The organism is Skermanella stibiiresistens SB22 (assembly GCF_000576635.1).
Lineage (GTDB): Bacteria > Pseudomonadota > Alphaproteobacteria > Azospirillales > Azospirillaceae > Skermanella > Skermanella stibiiresistens.
Map to the genome: position 1 here is coordinate 1 of NZ_AVFL01000024.1, position 14,534 is coordinate 14,534.

Below are 14,534 nucleotides of genomic sequence, written 5' to 3' on the forward strand. Positions count from 1 at the left end.
CGGCCGGCGCGCGGTCGGGCACGCGGCCGAGACGGGCGCCGACGATCCCTGGGCGCAGCACGCGGTCGCCCATGTGCTGGAGGCGCGTGGCGATCCCGCCGGCGGGCTGGCTTTCCTCGAACCGCTTTCGGCTGGCTGGGACCGCTGCTCCAGCTTCATGTACACCCACAACTGGTGGCACGCCGCCCTGTTCCACCTGGACCTGGACGACCCGGCCGCGGCGCTGGCGCTGTACGACACCCGCGTCTGGGGTGTGCGCAAGACCTATGTGCAGGATCAGATAAACGCCGTCTCGCTGCTGTCCCGGCTGGAACTGCGCGGGGTCGATGTCGGCGGGCGCTGGGCCGATGTGGCTGACCATGTCGGCCCCCGGGTCCACGACCGGCAGAACGGCTTCCTCGACCTGCACTACCTCTACGCCCTGGCGCGGGCCGGGCGGGACGCCGCCGTCGCCGGGATGCTGGCGGCGCTCGATACCCCTTCGCCAGAGGTCCCAGGCGCGAACCATCCGATCTGGCGCGAGGTCGCGGCGCCAGCATCCCACGCCCTGGCGGCCCACGCGCGCGGCCGGTACGCGGAAGCCGCCGCCCGGCTCGGTCCCGTGCTGCCCCGGATGTTCCTGCTCGGCGGCAGCACCGCCCAGCAGACTTGGTTCCACCGCCTCCACGCGGATGCCAGCCGGCGGGCATCCGGCCGCGCGTCGGGAGCTTGCGCGTGAGCGCCCGAAGCCTGTTCCGCACCGCTGGCGTTGTTCTGGTCGCCTTTGGCGTGTCCGGCTGCGGCGTGCCGGGACCGGCGACACCGGCGGAGGCGATGGCGCCGCTGCGCCGGGACCTGTCCTTGCCGGCCAAGGGCGACCGGACGGAGGCCGTCACCGTCAGTTATCTGGTGGCCGGCGATCCGGTCGGGCCGCGCCTGATCCTGGTCCATGGCACGCCGGGTGCCGCGGAAGGTTGGGCCGACTTCCTGTCCGATCCGCCTCCAGGGTTGGAGGTCGTGGCGCTCGACCGTCCGGGCTTCGGCCTCAGCGGTCCGGAGGAGGGCGCCATGACGACGCTCGACGATCAGGCCAACGCGGTCGCGGCGCTGCTGCCTGAAACCCGCCCCGCCATCCTGCTCGGTCATTCGTTGGGCGGCCCGATCGCGGCGCTCGCCGCCGCGCGCCATCCCGATCGGGTCGCGGCACTGATCCTACTGGCCGGCTCGCTCGATCCCGGTCTGGAGACCATCCATCCGCTCCAGCGGGTCGGCGCCTGGGCTCCCGTGCGTTCGATGCTGCCGCGTCCGATCCGCAACGCCAACGCCGAACTGCTAGACCTCAAGCCCCAGTTGGAGGCCTTGCGGGCGGAGCTGCCGCTGATCCGCTGTCCCGTCCTGATCGTCCACGGCACGGACGACGACCTCGTGCCCTTCTCCAACACCGCCTACGCGGCGGCGAACCTGACGGGAGCCTGCGCGGTCGAGACGACCGTGCTGGAGGGCGCCGACCATTTCCTGCCCTGGAACGCCGTGGCCGCCGTGCGCGCCGCGATCGCGCGTGCGGAGGAAATCCGATGCTGACGCCCGCGATCGATTGGCTGGGTTTCCTGGTGCTGTCGATGGACCCGTGGCTGCTGGTGCCGGCGCTGGTCCTGATGACGTTCCTGCTGGAGGACGTCGCCATCGCCGCCGGCGTGGCGCTGGCGATCGACGGCACGCTCGGCTGGCCCGTGGCGTTCCTCGCGGTCGCCGGCGGCATCGCGCTCGGCGATCTCGGCCTCTACGGCTTGGGACATCTCGCGGTCGGGGTGCCGTCCTTGCGGCGGCGTCTCGCCGATGGACGGTTCGACCGCGCGAAGCTGGCGCTGGAGGATAGGCTGGTCGCCGCCGTGCTGGTCGCCCGCGTGGTGCCGGGCCTGCGGCTGGCGACCTACACGGCGGCGGGCTTCCTGGCGGTCCCGTTCGCCCGCTTCACGGCACTGGTCGTCGTGGCCGTCGCCGCCTGGACCGCCGGCCTGTTCTGGCTGACCTCCGCGCTGGGCCAAGCTCTCGGTGGCGCGCTGGAGCGCGCGCTGGGCCTCTCCCCGACGACCGCCGTCATCGTCGCGATCCTGGCGCTGGCGTTTCTCGCCACCCGCCTGCCACGCGTCGCGCGCGGCTTTCGATCCACCCATACCTTGAACACGGGGGTATCGCCATGACCATGCTCGCCGAACCACCCGCCAAGCTCGCCACCATTTGGCCGGTGCCGCACGCGGGAATGCCGCCGCTGGACACGGCCGGCGAACCGCTCAGCGCGTTCGAGTTCTGGTCGATGCGCCGGTTCTACTGGCCGGTGGCGCTTTACGCGCTCTGGCTGATGATCCGCCATCGCGGCGTCACCTTGCCGCTTTCGGCCAATCCCTCCTTTCCCGGTGGCGGTTTCGTCGGCGAGTCGAAATCGGAAATCCTTGGACTCGCCGTCAAATCGGCGCCCCGCCACGTGGCTCCCTTCATCGCCATCGACCGGCCGGCGCACCCTGAGGACGCGGTCGGAGAGGCGCTGGCGGCGGAGGCGGCGCTGAAGGCGGCAGGCCTGGACTTTCCCGTCGTCGCCAAGCCCGACCTGGGCTGCCGGGGGGCCGGCGTGAGGCTGGTGCGCGACCTGGGGCAGTTGGCGGCCTATCTGGAGGGTTTCCCCGCCGATGCCCGGCTGGTTCTCCAACGCCATATCGCCCACGAGGCGGAGGCTGGCGTCTTCTATGTCAGGCAGGCGGGCGAGGCCAAGGGCCGGATCGTCTCCCTGACGCTCAAATACTTTCCCTACGTCCACGGTGACGGGCGCCGGACGCTGCGCCAGCTGATCCTGGCGGACCCGAGGGCCGGCAAGCTGTCGCATCTCTACCTGCCGCGCCACGCCGACCGCCTCGACACGGTACCGGCGCCGGGGGAACCCGTCCGCCTCGCCTTCGCCGGCAGCCACAGTCGGGGCAGCATCTTCCGCGACGGCACCGCTCTGATCACGCCCGCGATGACCGACCGGTTCGACGCCATCGCCCAATCCATGCCGGAGTTCTGGTTCGGCCGCTTTGACATCCGCTTCGAGGATATTGGGCGTCTCCAGGCCGGCGAGGGCTTCACCATCCTGGAGATCAACGGCGCCGGGGCGGAGATGACCCATGTCTGGGACCGCTCGACCCCCCTGGCGAAGGCGCGCCGCGACCTGATGGAGCAGTACCGCCTGCTGTTCACCATCGGCAGGGCCAACCGCGACCGCGGCCACCGGGGCCAGGGGATGCGCGACTTCATCCGCGCCTACCGGCGTGAGAAGGCGCTGACGCCGCTCTACCCGCCGACCCTGTGAATCCCCAATCTCCCGACCCACGATCCACGACCGCCCGGAGCGACCGCCCATGAATCTCGCCGCCATCCTCACCAGCCCGCTCGCCCGCAAGGTTGCCGCCGGGGTCCTGGCCGCCTTGGTGGCGGTTCAGCTGATCCTGCTGCTGGTCTTCTACATCGGCCAGCGCTCGATCTTCCTCGGCAAGATCTCCGAGGAAGGCATCAACATCGTGCGGGCGCTGGACCGCCTGCTGCCCGACGGCGCCGACGCGGCCTCCGTCAAGGCCGCGGCCGAACGGGTGATCCGGGACAACCGGGTGGTCGGTCTGGTGCTGGTCCAGGGCGACGGGACGGTCCTGGCCCGCGTCGGCGACGCCCCCACCCTGGCCTATGGTCCGCGGCCGGCCGACCAGCTCAACGCGGAGGAAACCCGCTACGACATCGTCATCCCGGCCAGCGCCCTGTCTGGAAATCCGGGGCGGCGAGGGGAAGGGCTGGGCGCCGTCGCGCGCCTGACGACCGACGGCGGCGACGCCTTCGTCCAGGGCAATGTCTGGCGCAGGTTCCTGTCCGACATGGGGGTGGCGCTGGTCGGCGGCGTCGTCACCCTGATCGTTCTCTCCAACCTGGTGCTGGCGCCGCTGTCGCGCCTGCGTCAAAGCTTGCGCGCGGGAGAGGGTGACCTGCCGGTCGAACGTCGGGACGACATCGGCGATGTCGCCCGCGCCTTGGCCGAGTCCCGGGCGCGGGACGCCGAGGTCGAGCGGTCACGGGCCGACCGGCAGCGCGCCGAGCGGGAGGCGGAGGATGACCGGCGCGCCCGGCTGGCGCGGCTCGCCGACGAGGTCGAAGGCGGCGTCAGCGCGATCCTGAGCCAGCTGGAATCGGACTCGGTCCAGCTTGGGGTGGTCTCCGGCGTCATGGTCGACGCCTCGTCCCAGACCGGCGAACGGGCCGAGGCCGTCCGGTCGGCGTCGGAGGACGCCGCCGCCAATGTCGAGACGGTGGCCGCCGCGGCGGAGCAGCTGACCGCCGCCAGCCACGAGATCGCCCGCCAGGTGGCGACGAGTTCCGAGATCGCGAAGCACGCCAACGCGGAGGCCAAGCGGACCGACGCCACCGTGCGTGGCCTGCAGGACGCCGCCTCGCGGATCGGCGACGTCGTGAACCTGATCCAGGAGATCGCGGCGCAGACAAACCTGCTGGCGCTCAACGCCACCATCGAGGCGGCCCGCGCCGGCGATGCCGGCAAGGGGTTCGCGGTGGTGGCGGGCGAGGTCAAGTCCCTCGCCGGTCAGACGGCGCGGGCGACCGAGGATATCTCCGCCCAAGTCACCGGCATCCGCGCCGCCAGCGAGGCGGCCGCCGGTGCCATCGGCGGCATCTCCACCACGGTGACCCGGATCGACGAGATCGCCGCCGGCATCGCCGCCTCGGTCGAGCGGCAGGGGGCGGCCACCGCCGAGATCACCCGCAACGTCGTCCAGGCGGCGGCCTCGACCCGCGGCGTCACCGGCCACGCCGTCGGCATGGCGGAAGCCGCGTCCGACACCAGCCGGGCCGCCGGCGATGTCCGCGTCGTCGGCGTGCGGCTGACCGCCAGCACCGCCGACCTGCGGGGTGCCGTGTCCCGGCTGGTCCGCCAGATCAGGGAAGGGTGAGCCCAGGGATAAGCCGGAGGGGAAAGTCGGGAAGGCGGCTAGTGCGGTTCCGCGTCAGACGGCATATCTCGAGTGTTTTATGGAGTTTGCGCATTCTCGTGGAGGGGAGTGGTCGAGGGTGGAGGCGATGGCCGCCCAAAGATCCTCGACGGATCTGGCGGCGATGCCTCGCGGGATGGTTTTGAGCTTGGCGAAGACCTGCTCGATGGGATCGGGACCTGTCGCTCACCAGCAGCCAATTCGCCGGCCTTGTCCCCTGCGCCAGGGCGGCCGGCCAACGCGGCAGCTCGGCCTCTTCCGAGCCGTACATCGCGTGCGCGCTGCCCGCCCCTTCAACTCCGCCAGTGCGGCGGATAAGCAGCGTCGTAGCCCCGCATGGCTCGATCCGCGACAGCCACGCGCCCAATGCTGGCAGACGCGCGCCTAGGTCTTCGAGGCCAAGAGCCATCTCGATAGCTTCCGGACGCGCTCCCACCCGTCGCAGCATCTGGATGTTCGGCAGCGCGACGATATCCGCCGCGGTGAGATCGTCACCCGCCAGATAAGGCACTACCGACAGCGCCTGCTCCATCCAGCCAAGCGCGTCATACGCCCGGGCAGCGGACACGCGCATGGCCTCTGGATCGTCTTTCGCATGACCGCGCAACAGCGGGCGGACAATCTCCACATCAAACAGATCGCGAGTGTAGTTCTCGAACTCGCTCACGCGCTGCCAGATGCGGCCGTGCTCCCGCGCCGTTTGGCCGAACAGCGGTACGGCGGGATGGGCGCGATCCAGGAAGGCGATGATCGCCACGGATTCGTGGAGCGCGCCGTTGCCCGTCTTCAGCACCGGCACCTTGCCGCGCGGATTGAGATGGAGAAATGCGAGTGAGCGTTCCGCCAACTGGGCCGAGTCCATACGGCGGGACGCATATGGCACGCCCTTGTATTCAAGCGCCAGTTGCACCCGCCAAGCGTAGGGGCTGCCGCTGACCCAGAAGAGTTCGTAATCCACCACCGACCCTTCCGCGCTCATAGCATGATCCCCGCGCCAGCCAGCGCGCTGTCGATACGGTCATCCACCTCCTGCTTCGTTTCCGCCCAGGCCGGCACGGTGTCGAGCAGCCGCTGTTGCCATGCGACAAGGTTCGGGAACTCCGAGAACGGCACCTTGGTACGAGCGTTCTGCGAAAAGGGCGCTGCGATATCGATGTCTGCGAGTGTCAGATGATCACCAACGATGAACCGATGCTCCGCCAGGTGAGCGTCAAGCACGGCGGCCGCGGCCCGGATCTTGTCGGCCGCCAACTGGACGATGCTGTTATCCTCCGGTTGACCCATGAAGCGCTTCGCGATCCGTTCATCGAACGTGAGCGTCGCGAATATCCGCCACTGCTCACCCGACCAGAACATCCACTGCAATATCTGGTAACGTTCAGCAGGCGAGGTGCTGAGCAGGTCCGAGCCGACTTTCTCGGCTAAGTAAATGTTGATCGCCGACGCCTCGTAGAGAACGACATCACCGTCCACCATCACAGGCGTCAGCCCATGGGGATTGAGCTTCAGGAATTCGGGCGTATGGCTCTCGCCTTTGAAAAGATCGATGTTCACACGCTCGATCTCGATGCCCATGATCGCTGCCGCGGACGTGACGCGACGCCGGCTACCAGACCCGGGATCGCCGTAAACCTTGATTGCCATAACTATTCCTTCCAGTTCGTGGCCCGTGAACGGGCGGTCGACTAACGTTTCTCATATTCTTATCTCGAACGATATTGACGGGTCTTGAATACCATCTATTCTTATTTGGAATGAATCGGGTGTTGTGCGCGTGGTGGGTTGTGGCTAGTCAGCAAGTTCGATCGCCACCCTGTCCGGATGAGAAGCGAGGTAGCCGGCGATCTCGCCGACCGCTTCGAAGGGCGTCTCGTAGTTCCACACACTGTTAAGCCCAGGCTCGCCGAGGGCCGGTATGCCGTAGTAGTTTGCTTCGCCTTTGTACGGGCAATAGGTGGTGTATTGCGGTCGCTCCAGTAGCGACATGTCGATGTCTTGAGGTGGCATATACTGAACAGGCGGATAAGACGCCTCCGAAAGCGTCAGGGCGGCCCGTGTTCTTGCAATATCAAGCCGTCCTTTTGTGACGTCGACCATCGACGAACATTTAGTGATCGTGATCGGATGACTTGCGTCGGGAGTCAAAATTTTGCGGTCGCCATAAGGTGTCCTTTCAACCGCGAAACTACGTCAATCAAGCAGCCAGGAAAGATTGGAAACCGTTATGCCTACTACTCTCCCGCGGAATGCGAGCGGTGGATAAGCTGGACGCGATGCGGATGTTCGTGCGCGTCGTCGAAAGCGGAAGCTTCTCGCAGGCGGCACGGGATCTGAACGTCAGTCAGCCAACCGTCAGCAAACAGCTCGCCGCGCTCGAAGCGCGGCTCGGGACGCAACTCGTTGCGAGAAACTCCCGGGCCCTTGCCGTGACGCCAACAGGACAGGACTATTACGAGGCCACCGTCCGTATCCTACAGGATCTCGACGTCGTTGAGGAAAGACTGCTTGAAGGGCAGTCGGTGCCTTCAGGGTTGGTCCGCGTGACCCTCTCGCCGGCCTTCGGGAGGATGTTCGTCATTCCCCGGCTACCCGATTTCAGGAACTGTTTCCCCGACGTGGCGATCGAAATGGAAGTCTCCGGGCGACACGTGGACCTTATCGAGGAAGGGATAGACGTCGCGATCCGTATCGGTCGGCTTTCCGATTCAGCACTTATTGCCCGGCGCATTGGCGACATGCGGATGATAACCCTGGCCTCCGCCGGCTATCTTGCCCAACACGGTACGCCGCAAACGTTGGACGAACTGCGCACCCACCAGCGTATCAGCTATGTTTACCAGAGCGATGTCATAGGGTGGGGCTTCCAGGTGGACGGTCGGCAAGTCACGATCGGCGGCGCGGGAGCGTTCCGCACAAATGACGCCGAGCATGTGCGCGGCGCAGTCCTCGCGGGCCTCGGCATTGCCCATCATGCGAGTTGGTTATTCACGGATGTGCTGGCCTCCGGCGAAGTTGTGCGAATTTTAGATCAGCACGCGCCGCCGCTCTTTCCAATCAACGCAGTTACCGCCGCCGGACGGCGCATGCCCTCCCGAGTGCGGCAATTCGTCGATTTCCTCGCTGCGATTTGCGCCGAGGAGCCGGAATTAAAGGTCGGCGACGGCTAGCGAGAACGGTGTTCGGATCGTATGGGTTCCGGGCGACGAGTCGATGAAGCAGGCGGCGCGCTTCGGGCACGGTCAGGGGCGGAAGGTCGGCCGCCAGATCGGCGGGGTCCTTTCCCCCCGATTGCCGCCTTGCGCGGGACGGTGAGAAAGGCGAAGCCCAGCAGGGCCAAGGTGATGTGCCGGGGCCGGCCGGTCCAGGAGCGGACCTCGTACTGGTCGAGCCCAACCTCCCGCTTGGCCATCTCGAAACTGCTTTCGATGCTCCAGCGCGCAGGTCGTCGCGCACGGCTTCGGCGTCCCAGCGCATGCGCCACAGGAAATCCCGAACGCCGTCGGGACTGGCGTCACCAGCGGCCCCAGCCAGATACCGCCGCACCCGGTCCCGAGCCTCGGTGCGGCATAACCGGCGACCGATACGCTCCACAACAGCGTCCAAATCATCCGACCAACTCGCCACTTCCGTTGCTGTCGTCAACCATACCTCCCGCAACTGGGAAGGCATATTCAACAGACTGCCAACCTAATTATCCCGGCTGTAGTACTAGTCGGCCGCCTCCTCGGTGATGCCGGCCATCATCAGACCCAGACGGCGCTCGGTGGCCTCGCCGGCGGGGATCTCGCCGACCAGATGGCCGTCGAACATGACCAGGATGCGGTCGCTCAGCGCCAGGATCTCGTCCAGCTCGACCGAGACCAGCAGGATCGCCTTGCCATCGTCGCGGAGCGCCACCAGCCGGCGGTGGATGAACTCGATGGCTCCGATATCGACGCCGCGGGTCGGCTGGCCGACCAGCAGCACGTCGGGGTTCCGCTCGATCTCGCGGGCCAGCACGATCTTTTGCTGGTTGCCGCCGGAAAAGCTGGACACGCGCAGGCTGGAGTCCGGCGGGCGCACGTCGTAGCTCTTCATCTGCGCCCGGCAGCGGCTCAGCATGGCGCCGTGGTCCATCAGGACGCGGCCGTTGTAGCGCGGGTCGTCCTGATAGCCCAGCACCGCGCATTCGGAGGCGCTGAACGAGGTCACCAGACCCACCTTCTGGCGATCCTCCGGCACATGCGCGATGCCGAGCCGGCGCAGCATCCGGGCGTTGAACACCGACTTGTCGCTGATCTTCTCGCCATGCAGCCGGATCGAGCCGCCGGCGATCGGCTGGATGCCGGCCAGCGCCTCCAGCAATTCCGACTGGCCGTTGCCGGAGACGCCCGCGATCCCGACGATCTCGCCGGCGCGCAGGTTGAAACTGACCTCCTTGACGCGGGCGACGCCGCCGCGGTCGATCACCCTAAGCCCGCGCACGTTGAGCACGACAGCACCTGGTTCCGCCAGCGTCTTGTCGACCCGCAGCAGCACCTTGCGCCCGACCATCAGTTCCGCCAGCTGTTCGCGGCTGGTCTCGGCCGTCCGCACGTTGGCGACCACCTCGCCCCGGCGCATCACGGTGACCGCGTCGGTCAGGTCCATGATCTCGCGCAGCTTGTGGGTGATGATGATGATCGTCTTGCCCTGATCGCGCAGCGCCCGCAGGATGCGGAACAGGTGATCGGCCTCCTGGGGGGTCAGCACGCCGGTCGGCTCATCCAGGATCAGCAGGTCGGCGCCCCGGTACAAAGCCTTGAGGATCTCCACCCGCTGCTGGAGCCCGACCGGAAGCTCACCGACCACGGCGTCGACATCGACCTCCAGCGCGTATTCCCGCTCCAGCCGCCTCAGCTCCTCGCGGGCCCGGGCGAGCCCGGGCGCCAGCGTCGGCCCGCCCTCGGCGCCCAGCAGCACGTTCTCCGCCACTGTGAAGGTGTCGACCAGCATGAAGTGCTGGTGAACCATGCCAATGCCGGCGGCGATGGCGTCCCTCGGCGTGCGGATGTCGGTGGGCTTGCCGTTGACCAGCACGGTGCCGCCATCGGCAAGCAAGTAGCCATAGACGATGCTCATGATCGTCGACTTGCCGGCGCCGTTCTCGCCGATCACGCCATGGATGCCGCCTCGGCGGACCGAGAGCGAGACATCCTTGTTGGCGTGGTTGGCGCCGAACCACTTGTTGACGCCAACCAGCTCCAGCGCTGGCGGCGCGTCACCCACCCCGATCGCCGTCATTGCTTGTACGGCTGCACCTGAAGCTCACCGGCGATGATCTGGGCCTTGGCGCCCTCGACCTTCGCCTTCATGTCGTCGGTGACCAGGGCCTTGTTGTCGTCGTCCAACGAATAGCCGACGCCGTCCTCCTTGAGGCCCAGGACGCGGGAGCCCGGAACCCAGGTGCCGTTCTTGGCCGAGTTCATGCAGTTGTGGACGGCGACGTCGACCCGCTTGATCATGGAGGTCAGCACCGAACCGGGATGCAGGTGGTTTTGGTTGCTGTCCACGCCGATCGACAGCTTCTTGTTGTCGGCGACCGCCTGGAGCACGCCAAGCCCGGTCCCGCCGGCCGCCGCGTAGATCACGTCGGCGCCGCGGTCCATCTGGCTCTTAGCCAACTCGCCGCCGCGGGTCGGATCGCGCCAGGCCGCCGGGGTGGTGCCGGTCATGTTCTGGAAGATCTCGGCCCCTGCGTTGGCGTGTTTGACGCCCTGCTGGTAGCCGGTCGCGAAGTTGCGGATCAGCGGGATGTCCATGCCGCCGACGAACCCGACCTTGCCGGTCTTGGACGCCATCGCGGCCATCATGCCGACCAGGAACGAGCCCTCGTGCTCCTTGAAGGTGATGGATTGGACATTGGGCCGCTCGACCACGCTGTCGATGATGCAGAACTTGGTGCCGGGGAACTCGTCAGCGACCTTCTCCATGGCGCTGGCCTGGGCGAAGCCCACGCCGACCACGATGGTGGCGCCGCGCCGCGCCATGGTGCGCAAGGCCTGCTCGCGCTGGGCCTCCTGCGTCACCTCGAACTCGCGGTACTCGATCCCGCTTTCCTTCTTGAAGCGTTCGGCCCCGACATAGGCCGCCTCGTTGAAGGACTTGTCGAACTTGCCACCCATGTCGAAGACGATGGCGGGCTGGAAACCCTGGGCCGCCGCAGGGCTGGACGCCATTCCGCCGGTGATGGCGCCGGCCGCCGCGATGCTGGCCGTGATGGACAAGGCTTTGAAAAGTCTCTTCATCGTTTCCCATCCGCTCCCTGGAATTCTGGGTTGGTTGAAGCATAGCGCCCACGCCCAATCGATCACAGGGGGATAATGCCGCTGGCCCACCCGCCGTGCCGCCAAAGCTCCCTTTGACCCAAAGGGTATCCAATCCTTCATTGGGACGACACAAAGCGGGTCTAGACTTGTTGATGTAACCATCGGGGCGCCACCGGACTTCCAAGGGAGGTCCACACAGGAGGGACCGCCGCATGTCCACGCGACGACTTGAGCCGGGTTTGGTGACAGGGGATGGGGCGGTCACCGCGGATCCGCTTGCCCTGGACCCCATGGCACTGGATAACGAATACACCCTGCTTGAAGAGGTCGCGAACGCCGTCACCCACGGCATCGGCGCGGTTCTCGCGGTCATGGCCCTGATCGCCATGGTGGCGCTGGCGGCCGTCGACGGGGATGTCTGGGTCATCGTCAGCCTGACGATCTACGGCTCGACGCTGGTGCTGCTGTATCTGGCGTCCACCCTGTACCACTCGGTCCGGCACGCCAAGGTCAAGCTGGTGTTCAAGACCTGCGACCACGCCGCCATCTTCCTGCTGATCGCCGGCACCTACACGCCCTACTGCCTGCTGGTGTTGCGCGGAGCCTGGGGCTGGACGATGTTCGCCGTGGTTTGGAGCATCGCCGCGTTCGGCGTCGTGTTCAAGATCCTGCACGTCAACCGGTACGCCCGCCTGTCGCTGATGCTCTATCTCGGGATGGGCTGGGTCGGGGTGCTCGCGGCCGTGCCGATCTTCGAGAACATGGAGACCGGCGGCTTGCTGCTGCTGGCGTTCGGCGGGCTCGCCTATACCGGTGGCGTGGCGTTCTATGTGTGGGAGAGCATGCCCTTCAACCATGCGGTCTGGCACCTTTTCGTCCTGGCGGGCAGCACCTGCCATTTCCTGTCGATCTACTACTATGTCGCGCGGGGCGCCGTTTCGGTTTGAGGCTGTTTCGACCGCTGGCGCCGCTCCTGGCGCTTCTGCTCGCCGGTTGCTCCGGCGCCACCCTCGTCGACGCGCTGGTCCCCTCGGATGGCTACCATGTCGCTGGCGACCTCCGGTACCGCGACGGGCCACGCGGCACTCTGGACGTCTACGTGCCGGACGCGGAGGAGAAATCCCCGCCGCTGGTCATCTTCCTCTACGGCGGCGGTTGGGAGAGCGGCGCCAAGGAGGACTACCGATTCGCCGGCCAAGCCTTCGCGTCGCGGGGCTACGTCACCGCCATCCCGGACTATCGCCTCTACCCGGAGGTCAAGTTCCCCGACTTCCTGCGCGACGCGGCGGCGGCCGTGGTCTGGGCGCGGCGGCACGCCGCGGAGTGGGGCGCCGCCGACGGTCCGGTCTTTCTAATCGGCCATTCGGCCGGAGCGCACATCGCGGCGATGCTCACCCTGGACGAACGCTGGCTGGCGGAGGCTGGCATGCCGGTCGGCGAGACCGTCCGCGCCACAGTCGGCCTCGCGGGCCCCTATGACTTCCTGCCGCTCACCGATCCGGTCCTGATGGAGATATTCGGCCCGGAGGCGACCCGATCCGAGAGCCAGCCGATCAACTTCGTCGACGGAACCGAACCCCCCATGCTGCTGGCGACCGGCACCGACGACACGCGGGTCAGGCCTCGCAACACCGCCAACTTGGCGGCGCGTATCGCCGAACGCGGTGGACGGGTTGAGACCTTGAGCTATGACGGGATCGGCCACATCCAACTGGTCGCCGCCTTGGCGGCACCGTTGCGCTGGCTGGCTCCCGTGCTGTCCGACATCGATACCTACCTGCGCCGACAAGCTCCGTGAAGCGATAGGCATGCGGGGCCGGTAATGCTGCGATGCGACGAAACACCTGTCCGAGTTGCTCCGTCAGACATACAGTTTCAATAACCAACCAAAAAGCGCCGGGAGGAACGCGTGTCCACGACGCCCCTCAACCTCCATCGCGGCCGCCTTGACCGGCGCCCTCCCGAGCGAGCCCCATGCCTCTCCCGCTTCTCGCCCTGGCCGTCGCTTCCTTCGGCATCGGCACCACCGAATTCGTGATCATGGGTCTGCTGCCCAACGTGGCGGCCGACCTTGGCGTCAGCATCCCCAGCGCCGGCATGCTGGTGTCCGGATATGCCTTGGGCGTCGTCGTCGGAGCGCCGATCCTGGCGATCCTGACCTCGCGCCTGCGCCGCAAGACGGCGCTGGTGGCATTGATGGCGCTGTTCATCGTCGGCAATATCCTGTGCGCCGTGGCGCCAAGCTACGCCTCGCTGATGGCGGCGCGCATCGTCACCGCGTTCTGCCACGGCACCTTCTTCGGCATCGGGTCGGTCGTGGCCTCCGGCCTCGTGCCGCCCAGTCAGCGCGCCCGCGCCATCGCCCTGATGTTCGCCGGGCTGACGCTCGCCAACGTGCTGGGCGTGCCGTTGGGAACGGCGCTTGGCCAATGGGCCGGCTGGCGCTCGACCTTCTGGGGCGTGGTCGCGATCAGCGTGCTCGCGGAACTCGCCATCATCATCTGGGTCCCCAAGGGTGGTGAGGAGGCGCCGTCGAACCTGCTGAGCGAGTTCCGGGTCGTCCGCCGGCCGCAGGTCCTGCTGGCGATGGGCATCAGCGTGCTCGCGTCCTCCAGCCTGTTCAGCGTCTTCACCTACATCACGCCGATCCTGCAGGAGGTCACCGGCGTCTCGCCGCATGGCGTCACCCTTGTGCTGCTGCTGTTCGGCGTCGGCCTGACCATCGGCAACCTGCTGGGCGGCCGCTTGGCCGACTGGAAGCTGATGCCGTCGGTGATCGGCATCTTCTGCGCCCTGGTCCCGGTGCTGGCGGCGTTCAGCTTCACCAGCGCGTGGTTCATCCCCGCCGTCATCACGATCTTCGTCTGGGGCGTCCTGGTCTTCGCGCTGGTCGCCCCGCTCCAGATGCGGGTGGTCGACGAGGCGCGCGGCGCCCCGAACCTGGCCGCCATCCTCAACCAGGGCGCCTTCAACCTGGGCAACGCCTCGGGTGCGTGGTTCGGCGGCATCGCGATCTCGTCCGGCCTGTCCTACACCGCGATCCCTTGGGTCGGCGTCGTCCTGGCCCTGGCCGCCCTTGGCGTCACGCTGCTATCCACCACCCTGCAACGCCGCCAGACCCAACGCCAGCAAGCCGAGATGGAATGCGGGATGGCGTGACGGCACGGGTCGGCGTTCGGCCCACGAGCCCAAGGCCGACCCACATCCACCAACGCTTCGGCGGGACCAAGTCCCGCCATCCCGCCGT

At 67.3% G+C, this 14,534-nt stretch carries 14 protein-coding genes and 1 pseudogene; 9 read left to right on the top strand and 6 right to left on the bottom strand.

Features of this window, described 5'->3' with window-relative positions; all coding sequences use genetic code 11:
* The 5 genes from N825_RS39870 to N825_RS25660 form a co-directional block, all read left to right on the top strand.
* Positions 1-718, top strand: a 718-nt coding sequence (locus N825_RS39870; protein ID WP_483852543.1) for a tetratricopeptide repeat protein, incomplete at its 5' end; no start/stop codon positions are given.
* On the top strand, positions 715-1,560 hold the full coding sequence (locus N825_RS25645) for an alpha/beta fold hydrolase (protein WP_157619538.1): 846 nt from the start codon (positions 715-717) through the stop codon (positions 1,558-1,560). The genes N825_RS39870 and N825_RS25645, both read left to right, overlap by 4 nt.
* Positions 1,554-2,180 carry a VTT domain-containing protein gene (locus N825_RS25650; protein ID WP_051513086.1) on the top strand — a complete coding sequence of 209 codons (627 nt, stop codon included), beginning with the start codon at positions 1,554-1,556 and terminating at the stop codon, positions 2,178-2,180. Before N825_RS25645 ends, N825_RS25650 begins: the two co-directional genes overlap by 7 nt.
* The gene (locus N825_RS25655) at positions 2,177-3,322 is read left to right on the top strand and encodes a hypothetical protein (RefSeq protein ID WP_051513088.1); all 1,146 of its coding nucleotides are present in this window, start codon (positions 2,177-2,179) and stop codon (positions 3,320-3,322) included. Before N825_RS25650 ends, N825_RS25655 begins: the two co-directional genes overlap by 4 nt.
* A gap of 49 nt (positions 3,323-3,371) precedes the next feature.
* Positions 3,372-4,961, top strand: coding sequence for a methyl-accepting chemotaxis protein (locus N825_RS25660; protein WP_051513089.1), 1,590 nt, complete (start codon positions 3,372-3,374; stop codon positions 4,959-4,961).
* Here N825_RS25660 and N825_RS41035 read toward each other — a convergent pair.
* The 3 genes from N825_RS41035 to N825_RS25675 form a co-directional block, all read right to left on the bottom strand.
* Positions 4,948-5,979, bottom strand: coding sequence for a glutathione S-transferase family protein (locus N825_RS41035; RefSeq protein ID WP_198038898.1), 1,032 nt, complete (start codon positions 5,977-5,979; stop codon positions 4,948-4,950). The genes N825_RS25660 and N825_RS41035 overlap by 14 nt on opposite strands.
* Positions 5,976-6,644, bottom strand: coding sequence for a glutathione S-transferase family protein (locus N825_RS25670; RefSeq protein WP_037458409.1), 669 nt, complete (start codon positions 6,642-6,644; stop codon positions 5,976-5,978). The genes N825_RS41035 and N825_RS25670 overlap by 4 nt, the downstream gene beginning before the upstream one ends.
* Positions 6,645-6,788: 144 nt before the next feature.
* Positions 6,789-7,097, bottom strand: coding sequence for a DUF427 domain-containing protein (locus N825_RS25675; RefSeq protein WP_084165065.1), 309 nt, complete (start codon positions 7,095-7,097; stop codon positions 6,789-6,791).
* Between the two features lie 158 nt (positions 7,098-7,255).
* Between N825_RS25675 and N825_RS25680 the strand changes: the two genes are divergently transcribed.
* Positions 7,256-8,167 (top strand): LysR family transcriptional regulator, encoded by a 912-nt coding sequence (locus N825_RS25680; RefSeq protein WP_037458513.1) that lies wholly within the window; start codon positions 7,256-7,258, stop codon positions 8,165-8,167.
* On the opposite strand, the pseudogene N825_RS39155 reads toward N825_RS25680, so the two are convergent.
* The 3 genes and pseudogenes from N825_RS39155 to N825_RS25690 form a co-directional block, all read right to left on the bottom strand.
* Positions 8,164-8,439, bottom strand: a pseudogene (locus N825_RS39155) (IS701 family transposase); the annotation flags it as partial. The gene N825_RS25680 and the pseudogene N825_RS39155 sit on opposite strands and share 4 nt — an antisense overlap.
* A gap of 269 nt (positions 8,440-8,708) precedes the next feature.
* Positions 8,709-10,262 (bottom strand): ABC transporter ATP-binding protein, encoded by a 1,554-nt coding sequence (locus N825_RS25685; RefSeq protein ID WP_037458415.1) that lies wholly within the window; start codon positions 10,260-10,262, stop codon positions 8,709-8,711.
* Entirely contained in the window at positions 10,259-11,266 is a 1,008-nt protein-coding gene (locus tag N825_RS25690) for a BMP family lipoprotein (RefSeq protein ID WP_037458417.1), read from the bottom strand. The genes N825_RS25685 and N825_RS25690 overlap by 4 nt, the downstream gene beginning before the upstream one ends.
* A 311-nt stretch (positions 11,267-11,577) precedes the next feature.
* Between N825_RS25690 and trhA the strand changes: the two genes are divergently transcribed.
* From trhA to N825_RS25705, 3 genes are all read left to right on the top strand, one after another.
* Positions 11,578-12,234 (top strand): PAQR family membrane homeostasis protein TrhA, encoded by a 657-nt coding sequence (gene trhA / locus N825_RS25695; RefSeq protein WP_157619539.1) that lies wholly within the window; start codon positions 11,578-11,580, stop codon positions 12,232-12,234.
* Positions 12,231-13,085 (top strand): alpha/beta hydrolase, encoded by an 855-nt coding sequence (locus N825_RS25700; RefSeq protein ID WP_198038899.1) that lies wholly within the window; start codon positions 12,231-12,233, stop codon positions 13,083-13,085. The genes trhA and N825_RS25700 overlap by 4 nt, the downstream gene beginning before the upstream one ends.
* Before the next feature lie 176 nt (positions 13,086-13,261).
* Positions 13,262-14,446, top strand: a complete 1,185-nt coding sequence (locus N825_RS25705; protein WP_051513093.1) for an MFS transporter — start codon at positions 13,262-13,264, stop codon at positions 14,444-14,446.
* Positions 14,447-14,534: the final 88 nt, after the last annotated feature.